Below are 15,037 nucleotides of genomic sequence, written 5' to 3'. Positions count from 1 at the left end.
GTCGCTTCTCCATACCCAGCGCTATCCATGCATCGCTCCGATAAAGATCTCACGGCAACAGAAACCGCAGAATACGCATTTCTCAGCCATACTCATTAAGACAACAGCATTTTTAAGCACAACCCAAGAAAATACACAGTCCCTATTCAGTCCTAAGTCAGAACCATCGCAGCAGATAAACACAACGGAGCATAAGCAATCATCCCCCATTATAAGAGCAAGAGGTATTCAGGATGAAAAGTCGAGCAGAGATTATCGAACAGAGTTTTGCCCGTAAGGTGCTTGCAGGAGAGCTACCAGATAGCCCAATCCAGCTTAAACCGGAAGAGGTCGGACTCAGCCCGGAAAAATTGGTGCAGATGTTTGAAAGCCAACTGCTCAGCCGCCACCTGGATCTCTGCTCTCGTAAACTGCAAGCCCGAGGCGAATCCTTTTACACCATCGGCAGTGCCGGTCATGAAGGGAATGCCGCTATTGCCGCGGCCTTTCGTCATAACGATATCGCGTTTCTACACTACCGGGATGCCGCATTTCTACTGCAACGCGCCCGGCAGCGCCAACCCCTTGAGGATAAAAAGCCCCCCCTTGAGGATAAAGAGCAACCCGGTTTAGATACAGACCAACAAGCTATTTGGGATATGCTGCTCTCTTTTACCACCTCCAGCGAAGACCCGATTTCTGGTGGACGCCACAAAGTGCTGGGCAGCAAAGAACTGTTTATCCCACCACAAACCAGCACTGTCGCATCCCATCTACCCAAAGCACTGGGCGCAGCCTATAGCATCCCATTAGCCAAACGCATGGGGCATCGGGGCGAGCTGCCTAATGACAGTGTGGTGTTATGCTCCTTTGGTGACGCCTCCGCTAATCACAGCACCGCTCAAGGTGCTATTAACAGCGCTTGCTGGGCCAGTCATCAGAAAGCCCCACTGCCACTGATTTTTATCTGTGAAGATAACGGTATTGGTATCTCAACTCCGACACCGATGGACTGGATACAGGCCAGTTTCAGTCGCAGGCCCGGACTGCATTATATCCAATGTGATGGCCTTAACCTGATCGATACCTACTGCGCGGCCCACAAAGCGGAGCGTCTTGCCCGTCAGCATCATCAAGTGGTCTTCCTGCATATGCGTTGTGTGCGCCTGATGGGCCATGCGGGTTCCGATGCCGAAGTGGCTTACCATAGCCAGGAGGAGATCGAAGCCACCGAAGCCCAAGATCCACTTCTGCACAGTGCCCGCATCTTGATTGAAAATCATATTTTAACGGCACAACAAATTGTCGAGCTGAATCAAACAATCAGTGATCAAGTTGCTAATATCGCAGAAGAAGTGATTCAACGCCCCAAACTGACCTCAGCCAAAGCCGTAATGGAATCTCTGATTCCACCCAAAAGAGATATCCCCCCAGCCCCACCATTAAAACCGGAACAGAGGAACGCGCTATTTAAACGAGAAGTAAGAAGTATGGAGCAACGAGAAATAAACAGCATGGATCAGCCACAGCATATGGCCCGGCTGCTCAACTGGACACTGGCAGATCTGATGGCCCAGCATCCCGAAATGATTATGATGGGTGAAGATATCGGTCCGAAAGGCGGGGTATACAATGTCACCAGCAAACTGAGCGAGAAGTTTGGTAACCATCGAGTAATCAATACCCTACTGGATGAACAAAGCATTCTGGGCTTAGCTATAGGCGCTGCTCATAACGGCCTGCTACCGATTCCAGAGATTCAATTCCTCGCCTACGTCCATAATGCTGAAGACCAGATCAGAGGCGAAGCCGCGACACTGAGTTTCTTCTCAAAAGGCCAATATACTAACCCTATGGTGATCCGTATCGCAGGCCTGGGTTACCAGAAAGGTTTTGGTGGTCACTTCCATAACGACAATAGCTGGAATGTGTTTAGAGATATCCCCGGTTTGATCGTCGCTTGCCCCAGCAACGGCCAGGATGCGGTCGGCATGTTAAGAGAGTGTGTGCGTCTTGCCAGAGAAGAACAAAGAGTCGTTGTGTTTATCGAACCTATCGCCCTCTATATGACCCGTGATCTGCACGAAAAAGGTGATGGTTTATGGAGCTTTAGCTATCCAGAGCCACAAACGGCTCTCCCCTTCGGTCAAATCAACCAAGATGGTACAGGCACTCAACTCGCCATCATGACCTATGGCAACGGCTACTACCTCAGCCGACAAGCGGCCAAAATCCTACAGGAACAACACCATATTCAGTTAAGAGTGGTCGATCTGCGCTGGCTGGCACCACTGAATGAGACAGCCATTCTGGCAGCCGTAAGAGCCTGCGAAAATATCCTGATCGTCGACGAATGCCGCCGAACCGCTTCATTAGGCGAGCAACTGGTAACACTACTGACCGAACAACTGGATTCGCCCGTCAATATCAAACGCATCAGCGCAGAAGATAGCTTTATTGCCCTGGGCAAAGCCGCAACCGCCACATTACCCAGCAAAGATGGCATTATTGAGGTCGCTCTGACGATGACCCGGCAATAGCATTCTGATAGGTTTCTTAATACCCACTACTCAACTAATACTCGCGACTCAACTGCAGCAAGACCTGTAGGACTTATACCATTTCCGAGAAGTTTCTTGATATCAGAGTCGGTTGGATAAGCGAAGCGCCATCCGACACTGACTCCGATACCGGATGCTTGTCGGAAGGCGCCTTGCGGCTTTTCCGGCCTACAACAACTTATCTGACTGGGTATTACTTTGGAAGCCTACCAAGCAACCGGGCAGCGCCAACCTGTAAACCAAAAATAAAAAACATGGTTTACCAAAAGGTATATTATTGCTAATCTTCGACGCCCGGACCGCATCAAAGACTGGCACTGAGGAAAGTTGATCCAACCCACGGCTCTCAACGATGTTCAACGATGCACCAGGCCCACTGATGTGTCACGGCATCGTGATATCCAGTTTTAACCCGTATAAGCCAGTACGTAATAGATATGAATAAAACGCTAACAAAACCTATTACACAAGAAATAGAGCCCACAATTTTGACCAGAACCTCGACCAACGTTGCTACTGTTACAAACACCTCGACTGTTACAAACGCCCCTACTTTAGGCTGCAGCCTTCGTCTGGATGACGTTTGTCTGGAGATCGAAGGCAAGCAGGTCATCAATAAACTGTCTTTATCGACCGATATCAAGCGCCTGGGCGTAATTGGTCGTAATGGTTCGGGTAAATCCACCTTAAGCCGCTTACTTTCAGGCTTAATTGAAACCAGCTCAGGGCGTATTGAAGTAGCCGGTATTGATCCCTTTAAAGATCGAAAGGGAGCTTTGCGCGAAATAGGCCTGCTGTTTCAGAACCCTGAGCACCAGATTATTTTCCCGACGGTGTTAGAAGAGATCACCTTTGGCCTACGTCAGCTCGGACAGAAGAAAAAAGCGGCTGAGCACAATGCACTGCAGGTGTTAAACAACTTTGGTAAAGCACACTGGGAGAACGTCCACACCTCCACTCTGTCCCAGGGCCAGAAGCACCTTGTCTGCCTGATGGCTATCGTGGCGATGAAACCCAACCTGATTATTCTGGATGAGCCTTTTGCCGGTCTGGATATACCGACCAAAAAACAGCTGCGACGTTATCTGGATAAGTTTTCTGGCAGTCTGATTCATATCAGTCATGACCCGGAAGACCTGCACGGCTACGAGCAACTGCTCTGGCTGGAAGGCGGTGAAGTGGCTGCACTGGGCAGTTATGACGAGGTGCTGCCCCGTTACCTAAGCGAAATGGATACCCTGGGAGACAGCGATGATATCTCTGACCTCGCCGGTTGAAACCCGCGCCCACCGTTGGCCTGCGGGTTTAAAACTTAGCCTGCTGTGCTTCCTGACCGGCATGCTGTTTTTTATCGACCATTTGGTTTTTCACAGCCTGTTTTTGCTGGCTATTGTCGTGCTTTATGCACTGCCAGGCCGTGAATTTTTTAGCAGCGGCTGGCGGCACCTGAAGATTCTCTGGCCCTTTATTCTTATCGTGGCCCTTTGGCATCTGTGGACCGGTGAGGTTGAGCAGGGGGCCGTGATTGTTTTACGTATGATGTCTGCCGTAGCCCTGGCTAATCTGGTCACCATGACCACGCGACTCTCTGACATGATTGATGTGGTGCACTTTCTGGCTCAGCCATTATATCGCTTAGGCTTAAACGGCCGGGCACTGGAGCTGGCAATTGCGCTGGTGATCCGAATGACCCCCGTACTGATCTCAAAAGGCCAGAAACTGACCTGGGCCTGGCGCGCCCGTTCCAATCGGCGTTCCGGCTGGAGAATTATTTTACCCTTTACTGTCCTCGCACTTGATGACGCAGACCATGTTGCCGAAGCCCTGCGGGCTCGCGGTGGATTAACCCATCTGGAGAATGAATAATGGAAAAGAATATCGCCTACACCGCCCTGTTTGCGGCCTTGATTGCGGCACTGGGTCTGGTGCCTAAAATCACCCTGGCATTTGGCGTGCCGATTACCGCTCAGAGCCTGGGCATTATGCTATGCGGCGCGATTTTAGGCAGTAAGCGCGGCAGCTTAGCCGTATTACTGTTCTTGTTACTGGTTGCGATTGGCCTGCCATTACTCTCCGGTGGCCGTGGCGGTCTGGGCTTGTTCTTTTCAACCACTGGCGGCTTCCTAATTGGCTGGCCGGTGGCTGCGTTTGTGACCGGCTTAATTGTTGAGAAATGGCGTTCGGCGTCGATTGCCCTGGTCGCCACTATTGCCTCTATCATTGGCGGCATTATTGTGCTGTATGCCTTCGGCATCGTGGGTATGTCCATTGTGCTGGATAAAACCCTGACTGAAGCCGCCGCACTAATGCTGGTCTTTATCCCTGGTGACATTATCAAAGCAGTGATTGCAGGCTTGTTGACTGCGGCGATTGCCAAATCCCGACCTGCCAGCTTACTGTCGCGCTCTGCAAAAAGCGCTTAAGTTTTCACAGGTTTGGCGTGGCGCGACCAATCGCGCCATTGCATCCCTTATTTTCTTATAGCAAACCAGGAGTCGCATAATGCAGGAAATCTACTTTGCCGGTGGCTGCCTCTGGGGCGTTCAGGAATATCTGCGCCATCTACCGGGGGTCACCTCAACCGAAGCCGGTCGTGCCAATGGCACGGCTAAAACAACACAAGGCGAATACGACGGCTATGCAGAATGCGTACGCACCCGCTTCGACCCTGAGGTTGTCTCATTACCGCAACTGTTCGATTATTTTTTTGAAGTGATCGACCCCTACAGCATTAACCAACAAGGGGAAGATATTGGCGAAAAATACCGCACGGGAATTTACAGTACAGAACCAAGCCACTTAGAGCTGGCTCAGCAATATATCAACAACCGAGCGGATGCAGATCGAATCGCTGTTGAAATCCTGCCGCTATCCAACTATGTCAAAAGCGATGATGAACATCAGGACAGGCTCACTCGCTGCCCCGATGACTATTGCCATATCCCCAAAGAGATACTGCACAAATATAAGCAGTAAATTGATCCATTATCTAAGCCCTGCATCCATTCTCTATCCTGTATTGATTACAGCTTTAACTGCCGATCCAAAACGCTGAGAATCTCATTAACAATGCGCTGATGGGTCTCGGCCCGCGCCGGATTTTCAGGACCGTCATCACAAAGGCTCGCGTCGGCGCCCTCGTCTTTCAGAATAAAAACCCTTTTTGGTTTGCACTCTGCAAAACTACTGTACTTTCCTGCAGGCTCAATCGTCGCATAATACGATGTCGAAAGTGTATCTGCTAATGCTGAAGCATTCAGTGGAGATTCAGCGCTAGCCCAGGGGCCAGTATTGAAGAGATCTACAGGCAGCTCGACTGCGGCAAGGCTCACCGGTGAAAAAATGTGTGTCCACTCAGGATCAATGACAACTGCCGTCGTCAGGCGTGGCTCAAGATAGGATTGGCCTAGCTGTTCAGAATCAAACTGATGTAAATCAACGCCGCCTTTTTCAAACCAGGCACAGTCAAAGCGCTGTTGTTCGCCCTTGCAGGCATCTATAAAACCAGCGTTATCAACACGAGCACCCGCTAATGCCAGGGTGGTATACCCACCCAGAAAAAAGCCAACAGCACCAATCCGATCAGCTGCAATATTGTGACTCCAGGGCATCTGTTCCGTAAGCGCTGTTATTGCTGTTGAGAGATCAGCAGGCCGTAGCCAGAATTCATCGACAACGGCTTGAGTCGCCTGACCGGCAGGCAGTGCAGGTGGATTGATAATAGCCGCAACATAGCCACTTCTGGCCAGAGCTGCGGCCAACCAATTGACGCTATAAGGCGATGACCGGAAGCCACCATGGGCAATGATAACAAGGGGAAAACGACCACCCGCAATAGGTGCGTCTTGGTATGCGGGCACACCATGAAACACGGCATTATCACCAATCAGTGTCTGAGCCTGCTTCTCACCAACAACTGCCGGATACCACACCAACGCGCTTATATTTGTTGCTCGTTCCGGGCTAACAAACGTGATACTGCGCATGCCGACTGTTTCAGAACTGGCATGGCAGGCCAGGCTAAGTGCCATTGCAGCCCATAAAAATACCGCTCTATACAACCTACTGCTCAACAAAATACTTCTCCTAAGCACTTATTCCCTCATTAATAAACACTGCTCACCATCGACTAAGAACATCTCATACGAACACACGACACCCTGTTGAGGTGAGCCATTCAATACCACTGTTTCCGAAAGCTATCTTAAACGTCAAATACAATGCCTGATAAACACTCACTATCGAGACTGCAGTGATTCTTGTTATTCATTTCAGCAATATAATCACTCGCCCTTTATACTTACCGAAAGAAACAAAAGCGGGGTAACACTTAGCCTTTTCATTTGGCTTTTTATATCCCTTTTATCAATTTAAAATACCAACAGCACCAAAATAAAAACATCATTCCCTAATGCCCCTTGTTTTATGCCCCTCTATCATATAAATCGCATCATTATATACTTATCAGATTATTCTGGAAGCTCTTTGTAACCTGGCACATCGGATAAGTTCATAGACCAGACAGCACAGCTATCAACAAAGATTTTAGCAGTCGGTGTAATGGATACAGGGCTATCGAGACTGCCAGCAGGCACCACTACACTGTTAATACTATCGGCAAACGTAGGGAGTGCTGAACCACAATTTTGACAAAAGCTTTTTGCATGCAAAGAGTTTTCGTGCTTATAAACTCTAATATCATTTTCACCTTGCAACCAAGTCAAAGAACCCTCTTTAGCAAATAAATTGGCAGCATGAGCAGAGCCTGTATCCTTCTGACAGCGAGTGCAATAACATAAGAAGAAAGACTGAAAATCACCTGAAAATTCATATTTCACACGACCACAAAGACAAGAACCTTGATGTGTATTTATCACAACAATCTCCTTAATTTCGATTACATGTATTATCCTAAGATATCACTACTAAGCCATTGACCAATAAGGTAGTTTATTTTCATAATATATATAGATAAATTACATCATCACTTTAAATAAAGGTTTTGTGTTTATCCAATGAATATAGAATAACAAACATCCTTGTATCAGAAGCCCTTTTCATCTCGACAAAAAGCTCGCCTCATCAGCAATAGATTTCTTTAATCTCTAACGCCATTTTTCCCATACGTTAAACAGCCAACCTAGACCGACACTCTCTGCCAAAATAAACTAACGTATAGTAAACCAAGTCCCTCTTGAACGCCGTGTTATACGTGATTTTTGGTGCATTTTGTCATCGTAAGCTCCGATACCGATTCACCGTCAATACGATAGCAATCGCGTATTTCACCAAGAACCTCGAAACCGCATTTCAAGTATAAATTCTTCGCAGGAAGGTTTATTGAAAGGAGATTTAAATCAAGCCAGTCGATGCTGTCAGTTTCACGACAGAATGTAGTAACTAACTCGATTAGCTTTACACCTATGCCTTGTTTCCTAACGCTGGCATCGACACCCATGCCCAATAACACTCGGTGAAAAGTATATTCTCTACTGTGATGGCGGAGATCGATATGACCATAAATGCTTCCGGTTAAGTCTTTAACCAGCCACAGCTTGCGCCAGCCAACCTCACCAACACAGTATTGAAATCCGTCTCTAAACTTGGTTTGAGCCCTTCCGAAACTATGCAGTGCTCTTTAGCAATCGGTTGAAAAAGCGGTGTTTCATCTGCAGCATTATCTAAAAGCTGCACGCCTAAATACTCAAAAAAACAGTCTAAATCTGATAGTTGTGCTTCTACAATTTTCACGCATCCTCCTGATTACGTATATCGCCGCGCTTAGTCACAGACAAAACAAGAGACAGTTTTATCTGTCGGTTACAGCGCCTGATTAAATGCATTGCATTCTCCTTGAATCACTGTAACCTGCTACGCTCTTCGTTTTGTCATTTATCCTTGATACTTGGCTGAGCGCTCACTTTTTGAGGCGGCTAAATGACAGACCTACGTGTATGCTACCAAACTATTGAGTTTGGAAATATAGATATTCACCTTTGTACGCTACGTAATAAGCAGGAGTTCCACGACCCTGATGGAACTGCTGAAAAACTGGGTATTTCTTCTGCAACATGGCCTATTTTTGGAATTATTTGGCCATCAAGTTTAGTGCTCGCGCACCACATGAGTAACTATGATATTGGTGCCAAACGAGTTCTTGAGATTGGATGCGGAACCGCTCTGAGCAGTTTATTACTCAATAAAAAGAATATAGATATCACAGCAACTGATTACCATCCTGAAACAAAAAACTTTTTAAACAGAAACACAAAGCTTAATGGAGACAACGCAATACCTTTTGAAAGAACTGGCTGGGCAGATAGCGATGATACTTTAGGGCGCTTTGACATAATAATAGGCAGCGACCTACTGTATGAAGATGAACATGTTCAGTTACTCACAAATTTCATTCAGGAACACTCAAACCCAAGGTGCGAGGTCATAATCGTCGATCCAGGCCGGGGTAGAAAAAACAAATTGGCGAAAAAGCTACTTGAGATTGGTTATGCATCAACGTTTTCTAAACCAGAACATACCGATTATTTAGATAGCGTTTTTAAAGGAGACATTCTAATATTTTCGCGCACTGATTAAGCATTTAACCTCTGTAAGGGATAATTCTCAGCAACAGTCTGAAGCGGCATAGCCCCCGGGCCTCCTGTAATAGATATGGGCAACCTGATCAAAATTGAAATCTTTTGTTGAGAGTCAGTCTGAACACTGGACCCCACCGTACGGGTAATCCGTGGCAGGTTGGTGCTACCGGCCTGAATCATTCCGAAGATAAAGCACCAATAAGTAGATATAAGTTTGTTGCCAACCTCCCAGATTTTTTTGTCCCCTACAAAGGGGACATATTTAAAAATATGCCTCCGCAATCGCCAATGTATAAAATATTAAAGGGGTTTATGAGATATTCAGAACGTATTACACCAAACTGAAACTCACTTACAATAAGCAAACGCCCCTTTGGCTTATGCTTTTCTCTTAATATTTGATATTTAATACTTTCTCATGCATTATCCGTTTTGCAACTCAAGGAACAGGAATATAAGGATAATTTTTCATGAAACGGATCTTACTTAGCAGTATTTTAACAGCCGGTGTATCCATGTCGGCAATGGCTTATGACGCATCCCAGACGTTCAAGATTCAATCTGAACAGGGTGACGCAGTGATGACCTTATCTGAAATGATGGGTACATTAAAAGTACAAGCGTTCACCGTCTATGATGAAGCTTATCATCAGGATAAAACCTATGAAGGTATCTCACTGAAGGCTCTGCTTGAACATAACAATTATTCACTGGATAGTATCACTGAAATCACTGTAGTTTGTGCTGATGGCTATAAAGCCGTATTAGATGGAGATATTCTGAGAAAATACCCCGACGCGATGATCAGTTATCGTCAACTGGATCAAAATGGTAAAGGCATCGAAGGTGATTTTGAGCCTATCCGGGAAGGTAAAAAGATCGCCGATCCCTCCCCCTTCTACATGGTATGGCCGCAAAAAGAAACTTATGGCATCTTCCCATGGCCTCATCAGGTTGTAGCGTTACAAGTTTCTGCAAACGATAGCTACGAAATGCTGAAACCATCATCCTCGGCATCAATCTCTGTTCATGACGGCTACAAACTTTTTAAGGGTGCTTGCCTGGCTTGTCACTCGATCAACCTCGTCGGTGGTGTGATCGGACCGGAGCTGAATATCCCACAGAACATTACGGAATACCGCTCGAAGGAGTATATGAGGCAGTTTATTCGCAACCCAGACAGCTTCAGGGCAAGAAGCCGAATGACAGGCCTGCCTGACCTGTCAGATCAGGATATCGACAATGCCATTGCCTATCTGGAATATATGAAGAACCATAAAGATATAGGCAAACTTTCAACGGCTGAAAGATAAAACCTGTCAGGCTATTGATTTTTCATACTCTCTGACTTGAATAGCGTCTTGGTCAAAAGCCAACGTTCAGGTGAAAGTGTACTGAACAGTATCGGTCTTGGTGTTCATATTAAAGCCGCAGTTGCGTGTGGCATCACCAGCAAAGGGCCGTGGCGTAGCACTAAAACCCCGGGGATTAATCAGGCCCTCCCGTGGACTACCTGAAACCTGAGGGGCTTTACTCGCTACGAGATGGTTCGATTAAGCTTCACTACCCTGAGTGAAACGCCCTGTGCGGACCCGCATGCAGGGTGTTGTGGGGGCTGAGGGCTAGATACCCTCGGCTACCCGATTAGTTGTCAGATCGCTGAACCTAATTTAGTAGTGATAACGACATGAGATTATCGTTATGGCCTGATCATCGACTGCGTAAACAAGCCTATTAGTATCATCAATACGACGGGACCAAAAACCAGATAAGTTCTCTTTCAATCGCTCAGGTTTACCGATGCCCTCAAATGGAGAACGCTTAACATCATTGATGAGTTTATTGATACGCTTGAGTGTTTTTTTGTCTTGAGTTTGCCAATACAGGTAGTCGTCCCAAGCGTCATCAGTCCACGCCAGTAAACGCTGACTACTACTCATCAATTAACTCTCGTGCTGTTGTTTTACCAGCACGGTACTGTGCTATAGAACGGTTTAAGTGTTCAGCGTTTTGAGGAGAGCGTAGTAAGTGCACTGTCTCCATAAGGCTATTGTAGTAATCTAAAGACATAACCACAGCATCTTCAGAATCACGACGTGTAATAACTGTTGTATCGGCGTCATTAACAACAGCATCCAAAACGCTCTTCAAGCTATTTCTAGCTTCGGTAAAAGATACAATTCTCATAAAACCACCACATGTACGTTTAATGAGACAAGTATAGTCCTCACCACTCCACCTGTACATTAAATTGAACATGAGATATTGATAAGGCAACTAACGCAAAGCCTAACCGTCGAGCGCAGCGAAGATCGGTTATGGCGAATTGTGTACGCCCAGCATAGGCATGAACTAATGAGGTGAAAGTCCTCTGTAGGAAGGTCACCATCCATAGCGGTTTATTACCGTTATTAGATGTTAACTACTCGCGAATGGCAAGGGCCTAACCGTGAGGGAAGGTCTGGAGGAAGCCGCTAGCAAAACTGCGAGCTGATGAACAAGAACATCATATGAGGCGTAGGCTGAAGGCGAGTTGGCACAAGACAACGAAGCCACGTGACTTAACGGCCACCGTAAATGATGCAGTTGTGCAGGGAAAGTTCATGTCCCCCCTTTCTATTTATAAAGAGGGGGGGAGATCTGCTTAACAGGCGATCGGTTTGTAACCAGTGAGGCTCTGGTATAGAAGTGCCTTGGCTCCTTTGACTCCATCGACAAAGGAGAGCGAACAAGATGGATACCGATAGCGCCAATAGAGGTAACTCTACGGGCGATTAAGCAGAAGTCAGCAGACGGCATAGTAGCCTAACACCCATCGTAATGGATGGGACACGCTGCCAACAGTAGGCGCTTTAGGCGAAGGCCTGAACACTCAGTTGAATAAAGGAGGAGCCTTGTCAGACTTGAACGCACGAACACCGCCCGGTGGAGACATGACTCAGCGTATTGTCATGAAGCCAGCCTCGCCTAAGGCGCCTACTTTTGGTTCGCACAGATCTACTCGAACAGGCACTACGGCCTGATAACCTTCAGGTTGCATGGAAACAAGTTCGAGCCAATAAAGGGGCTGCTGGCATTGATGGAATGACCATTGATGAATTCCCCGATTGGGTTAAATCAGGCAACTGGAAACGGGTGGTTCAAGAACTGGAAACAGATCAATATTACCCTTACCCGGTCAGACGTGTTGAAATCGATAAACCTGATGTCGGTAAACGCCAGCTGGGCCTATTTGGAGATAAAACTCAACAGTTACTGATCGCGTAATCCAACAAGCCATAGCCCAAGTTCTAACGCCCATCTTCGATCCAGATTTCTCGAGCAATAGTTTCGGATTTCGCCCCCATCGTAATGAGCAGCAAGCGGTTAAACAGGTCCAAAGCATTATCAAAACGGTGTCAACAACACTCTATTTTGACCGCTTTTTGCCAACTTAAAATGTCCGGTTTTCGTTACTCTTGCTTATCCATTTTGTCCGGTTTATCTACATCTGCAACCTCTCTGGATAAGTCACTGCGAGGGATTAACCCTGCTTTTCGTTTGCCCTTCAGCCTGTAACTTTCTCCTTTAATATTCAGCGTCGTTGAGTGATGCAGTAAATGATCAAGGATCGCGGTAGCCATCACCTGATCTCCGAATACTTCTCCCCAGTCCGTAAAGCTCTTATTCGAGGTCAGGATAGTGCTAGCTCTTTCATAGCGACGATTGATGAGTCTGAAGAACAGGCCGGCTTCTTCCCGTGTCATCGGTAAGTAGCCGATCTCATCCAGTATCAGCACTTTCGGATAACTCAGTTGCTGCAGCTGCCGATCTAACCGATTCTCTTGCCGTGCTTTTACCAACGTACTGACCAGACGATCTAGACTCATGAACAGAAGACGATGCCCGGCTTCTGCCGCTTTCACTCCCAGAGCTACCGCTAAGTGCGTTTTGCCAACCCCAGGAGGACCGAGTAAAACCACATTCTCATTGCGCTCTACGAAGCCCAGACCGGATAGCTCCCTGATTAACTTATGATCTATGCTCGGTTGGAAGCTGAAGTCGAACTGCTCCAGCGATTTTATCCAGGGAAGGCGAGCCTGTTTTAATCTTGTTTCTAAGCCTTTCTGATGTCGGCCACCCCACTCCTGTGCCAATGCCTGTTCCAAAAACTCCCGGTAGGTCAGGTCCTCTTTACTCGCATGCTCACATAAGCTATCCAGTGTCGCGTGAAGGTGCTCCATCTTCAGACGCTCAAGCAGTTCATCAAGGTTCATCTGACCACCTCCTCGTACACGCTCAGGTCACGCTGTTGTACCGGTTGTACATGCTGCCAAAGAGACTGATGATGTTCTGGCACGGTCTGCCAGTGTGGCTGCTGCGTTTGCAAACGATGCTGAGCGATGAGGTTGCTCTGTACGTCATAGATGCTTAACTCGTCGTATAAGCTGATACGGATACTGACTTGTTGTCCGCAGTACTCTGCTGGCATGCTATAACGGTTACCACGCACATCAATATAAGCATCCCAACCCACCAGGCGTATATCATGATAGCGAGTATCGAAGTCCTGATTTGGCAGAGGTAGAAGTACCTTTTGCTCCTTACAAAAACGTTCCGCCGGGGATTGGAACTGGCGCTGGATACGCTGATGGACGTAAGTACTTAACCACTGTTCTAATAACTGATTGAGATGAGCATAACTCTCAAAGCTGCGATAGCGTTGAAAGAAGTGATGCTTAACATAGCCCACCATACGCTCAGTTTTCCCTTTAGTTTGAGGCCTTTGTGGACGGCAGGCCTTGGCTGTGAAGCCGTAATGGTTAGCTAATTCAAGGAAACCTGCATTAAACACCACTTTTCCGTTTCTGGGATGCTGAAGAACCGCTGCTTTCTGGTTATCGACAAGCACCTGTTTGGGGACGCCCTCGAAGTAATGAAACGCTCTCACAAGCGATTCATAGGTATGCTCGGCATTCTGGCTGGGGGCAGCCCAGACATGGAAATAACGAGAGAAGCCCAGCACATTGACGGCAATATTTGCTTTGCAGCTCTGTCCTGCGATCTCGGTCTGAACTTGCCCCCAGTCGTGCTGTAGCTGATAACCGGGCTCAGTTTCATAACGGACTGTTTGCTTACTGCTCCTAAGGGGGCGTTTGGGTTGAATATATTTTCGAACCAGGCTTCGACAGCCGGTATAGCCTCGTTCAAGTAACATCTGGAAGATGACTTCCGCATTCCAGATATTGTCACTGAGCTGTTTATCAATGAAGTCTTTATATGGATCAAGCTTACAGGGGCGCTGAGCTCTTTTTGGGTGAGGCTGTGGTGCGGGTAAAGCCAGTTGACGTCTGACAGTGCGTTCAGAACAGCCTATTTGATTGGCAATATCGATTAGGTACATCCCCTGATCACGAAGTTGCTTTATCATGTTGTGGTCCTCTCGGCTTAGCATGATGTTTTCCTATTTGGTTTGGTCACCTTAAGGAAAGATCATGCAGGTCGGGTGGACAATTTAAGTTGGCGTTTTAAGGACTTTTAGCACTGTTGCTGACAAAACGACGGGGCAAAGCTAAAAAAACACTTAAACGCTTACGGACGATTGCCGGTATTTTGTTGCGAGAGTTACAGCGCAAGCTACCAGAAGACATTTTGAAACAGGAAGAAGAGCGTTTTCAGCTGTATCAGCGGGTATTGGCTCAACAGCCGAAGGATAAGAATAAAATCTATAGCCTGCATGAGCCGGACGTTTACTGTGTCGGGAAAGGCAAAGACCATAAGCCTTATGAATATGGCCAAAAAGCTTCAGTTGTCACCACGTTAGACAGTCAGGTGATCGTAGGTGTTGTTAGCCATGAGCGCAATGAGCACGATTCCAAAACACTCAAATCCGCTCTGGATCATGCCGAACAATGTCGACAG

General features: G+C 47.1%; 16 protein-coding genes and 1 pseudogene. 9 read left to right on the top strand and 8 right to left on the bottom strand.

What is annotated here, in order from left to right:
• Positions 1-233: 233 nt before the first annotated feature.
• From H579_RS0110585 to H579_RS0110565, 5 genes are all read left to right on the top strand, one after another.
• A complete protein-coding gene (locus H579_RS0110585) occupies positions 234-2,519 on the top strand; it encodes a dehydrogenase E1 component subunit alpha/beta (protein WP_028300657.1) in 2,286 nt (761 codons plus the stop codon).
• Between the two features lie 509 nt (positions 2,520-3,028).
• A complete protein-coding gene (locus H579_RS0110580) occupies positions 3,029-3,817 on the top strand; it encodes an energy-coupling factor ABC transporter ATP-binding protein (RefSeq protein ID WP_245583251.1) in 789 nt (262 codons plus the stop codon).
• A complete protein-coding gene (locus H579_RS0110575) occupies positions 3,792-4,406 on the top strand; it encodes an energy-coupling factor transporter transmembrane component T family protein (protein WP_028300655.1) in 615 nt (204 codons plus the stop codon). The genes H579_RS0110580 and H579_RS0110575 overlap by 26 nt, the downstream gene beginning before the upstream one ends.
• Positions 4,406-4,963, top strand: coding sequence for a biotin transporter BioY (locus tag H579_RS0110570; RefSeq protein ID WP_028300654.1), 558 nt, complete (start codon positions 4,406-4,408; stop codon positions 4,961-4,963). The genes H579_RS0110575 and H579_RS0110570 overlap by 1 nt, the downstream gene beginning before the upstream one ends.
• Positions 4,964-5,042: 79 nt before the next feature.
• On the top strand, positions 5,043-5,516 hold the full coding sequence (locus H579_RS0110565) for a peptide-methionine (S)-S-oxide reductase (protein WP_028300653.1): 474 nt from the start codon (positions 5,043-5,045) through the stop codon (positions 5,514-5,516).
• A 47-nt stretch (positions 5,517-5,563) separates the two neighbouring features.
• Here the strand turns inward: H579_RS0110565 and H579_RS25240 are convergent, their stop codons facing one another.
• The 4 genes from H579_RS25240 to H579_RS29435 all read right to left on the bottom strand — a co-directional run bounded on the left by H579_RS25240 (position 5,564) and on the right by H579_RS29435 (position 8,291).
• Positions 5,564-6,616 (bottom strand): alpha/beta hydrolase family protein, encoded by a 1,053-nt coding sequence (locus tag H579_RS25240; RefSeq protein WP_157834601.1) that lies wholly within the window; start codon positions 6,614-6,616, stop codon positions 5,564-5,566.
• A gap of 393 nt (positions 6,617-7,009) precedes the next feature.
• Positions 7,010-7,417 carry a GFA family protein gene (locus tag H579_RS0110555; RefSeq protein ID WP_028300652.1) on the bottom strand — a complete coding sequence of 136 codons (408 nt, stop codon included), beginning with the start codon at positions 7,415-7,417 and terminating at the stop codon, positions 7,010-7,012.
• 329 nt (positions 7,418-7,746) lie between these two features.
• Positions 7,747-8,052 (bottom strand): GNAT family N-acetyltransferase, encoded by a 306-nt coding sequence (locus H579_RS30090; protein ID WP_425411342.1) that lies wholly within the window; start codon positions 8,050-8,052, stop codon positions 7,747-7,749.
• A 20-nt stretch (positions 8,053-8,072) separates the two neighbouring features.
• A complete protein-coding gene (locus tag H579_RS29435) occupies positions 8,073-8,291 on the bottom strand; it encodes a hypothetical protein (protein ID WP_211224703.1) in 219 nt (72 codons plus the stop codon).
• A gap of 186 nt (positions 8,292-8,477) precedes the next feature.
• Between H579_RS29435 and H579_RS0110545 the strand changes: the two genes are divergently transcribed.
• Together H579_RS0110545 and H579_RS27855 are read left to right on the top strand one after the other, a co-directional pair.
• Positions 8,478-9,134, top strand: a complete 657-nt coding sequence (locus tag H579_RS0110545; RefSeq protein ID WP_028300651.1) for a class I SAM-dependent methyltransferase — start codon at positions 8,478-8,480, stop codon at positions 9,132-9,134.
• 472 nt (positions 9,135-9,606) lie between these two features.
• Positions 9,607-10,449 (top strand): c-type cytochrome, encoded by an 843-nt coding sequence (locus H579_RS27855; RefSeq protein WP_051227530.1) that lies wholly within the window; start codon positions 9,607-9,609, stop codon positions 10,447-10,449.
• Positions 10,450-10,806: 357 nt separating this feature from the next.
• On the opposite strand, the gene H579_RS0110535 is transcribed toward H579_RS27855, so the two are convergent.
• Together H579_RS0110535 and H579_RS0110530 are read right to left on the bottom strand one after the other, a co-directional pair.
• On the bottom strand, positions 10,807-11,076 hold the full coding sequence (locus tag H579_RS0110535) for a Txe/YoeB family addiction module toxin (RefSeq protein WP_028300650.1): 270 nt from the start codon (positions 11,074-11,076) through the stop codon (positions 10,807-10,809).
• Positions 11,069-11,323 carry a type II toxin-antitoxin system Phd/YefM family antitoxin gene (locus tag H579_RS0110530; RefSeq protein WP_028300649.1) on the bottom strand — a complete coding sequence of 85 codons (255 nt, stop codon included), beginning with the start codon at positions 11,321-11,323 and terminating at the stop codon, positions 11,069-11,071. Before H579_RS0110530 ends, H579_RS0110535 begins: the two co-directional genes overlap by 8 nt.
• A gap of 795 nt (positions 11,324-12,118) precedes the next feature.
• On the opposite strand from H579_RS0110530, the gene H579_RS0110525 reads away from it, so the two are divergent.
• On the top strand, positions 12,119-12,403 hold the full coding sequence (locus H579_RS0110525; RefSeq protein ID WP_028300648.1) for a maturase: 285 nt from the start codon (positions 12,119-12,121) through the stop codon (positions 12,401-12,403).
• Between the two features lie 185 nt (positions 12,404-12,588).
• On the opposite strand, the gene istB is transcribed toward H579_RS0110525, so the two are convergent.
• Positions 12,589-13,392 (bottom strand): IS21-like element helper ATPase IstB, encoded by an 804-nt coding sequence (gene istB, locus H579_RS0110520; protein WP_028300647.1) that lies wholly within the window; start codon positions 13,390-13,392, stop codon positions 12,589-12,591.
• Positions 13,389-14,570, bottom strand: a complete 1,182-nt coding sequence (istA, locus tag H579_RS0110515; protein WP_028300646.1) for an IS21 family transposase — start codon at positions 14,568-14,570, stop codon at positions 13,389-13,391. Before istA ends, istB begins: the two co-directional genes overlap by 4 nt.
• 92 nt (positions 14,571-14,662) lie before the next feature.
• On the opposite strand from istA, the pseudogene H579_RS25225 reads away from it, so the two are divergent.
• A pseudogene (locus tag H579_RS25225) lies at positions 14,663-15,037 on the top strand (IS5/IS1182 family transposase); the annotation flags it as partial.

The organism is Oceanospirillum beijerinckii DSM 7166, assembly GCF_000422425.1.
In the GTDB taxonomy this organism is placed as follows: Bacteria; Pseudomonadota; Gammaproteobacteria; order Pseudomonadales; family Halomonadaceae; genus Oceanospirillum; species Oceanospirillum beijerinckii.
The sequence above is the reverse complement of the archived record's forward strand: the minus strand, read 5'-3'. Positions and strand labels throughout refer to the sequence as shown.

What these genes read in the sequence shown, in the direction of transcription:
- H579_RS0110585 (WP_028300657.1), top strand. Translation starts at nt 234, where the DNA reads ATGAAAAGTCGAGCAGAGATTATCGAACAGAGTTTTGCCCGTAAGGTG.
- H579_RS0110575 (WP_028300655.1), top strand. Translation starts at nt 3,792, where the DNA reads ATGATATCTCTGACCTCGCCGGTTGAAACCCGCGCCCACCGTTGGCCT.
- H579_RS0110570 (WP_028300654.1), top strand. Translation starts at nt 4,406, where the DNA reads ATGGAAAAGAATATCGCCTACACCGCCCTGTTTGCGGCCTTGATTGCG.
- H579_RS0110565 (WP_028300653.1), top strand. Translation starts at nt 5,043, where the DNA reads ATGCAGGAAATCTACTTTGCCGGTGGCTGCCTCTGGGGCGTTCAGGAA.
- H579_RS0110545 (WP_028300651.1), top strand. Translation starts at nt 8,478, where the DNA reads ATGACAGACCTACGTGTATGCTACCAAACTATTGAGTTTGGAAATATA.
- H579_RS27855 (WP_051227530.1), top strand. Translation starts at nt 9,607, where the DNA reads ATGAAACGGATCTTACTTAGCAGTATTTTAACAGCCGGTGTATCCATG.
- H579_RS0110535 (WP_028300650.1), bottom strand. Translation starts at nt 11,076, where the DNA reads ATGAGTAGTAGTCAGCGTTTACTGGCGTGGACTGATGACGCTTGGGAC.
- H579_RS0110530 (WP_028300649.1), bottom strand. Translation starts at nt 11,323, where the DNA reads ATGAGAATTGTATCTTTTACCGAAGCTAGAAATAGCTTGAAGAGCGTT.
- istB (WP_028300647.1), bottom strand. Translation starts at nt 13,392, where the DNA reads ATGAACCTTGATGAACTGCTTGAGCGTCTGAAGATGGAGCACCTTCAC.
- istA (WP_028300646.1), bottom strand. Translation starts at nt 14,570, where the DNA reads ATGCTAAGCCGAGAGGACCACAACATGATAAAGCAACTTCGTGATCAG.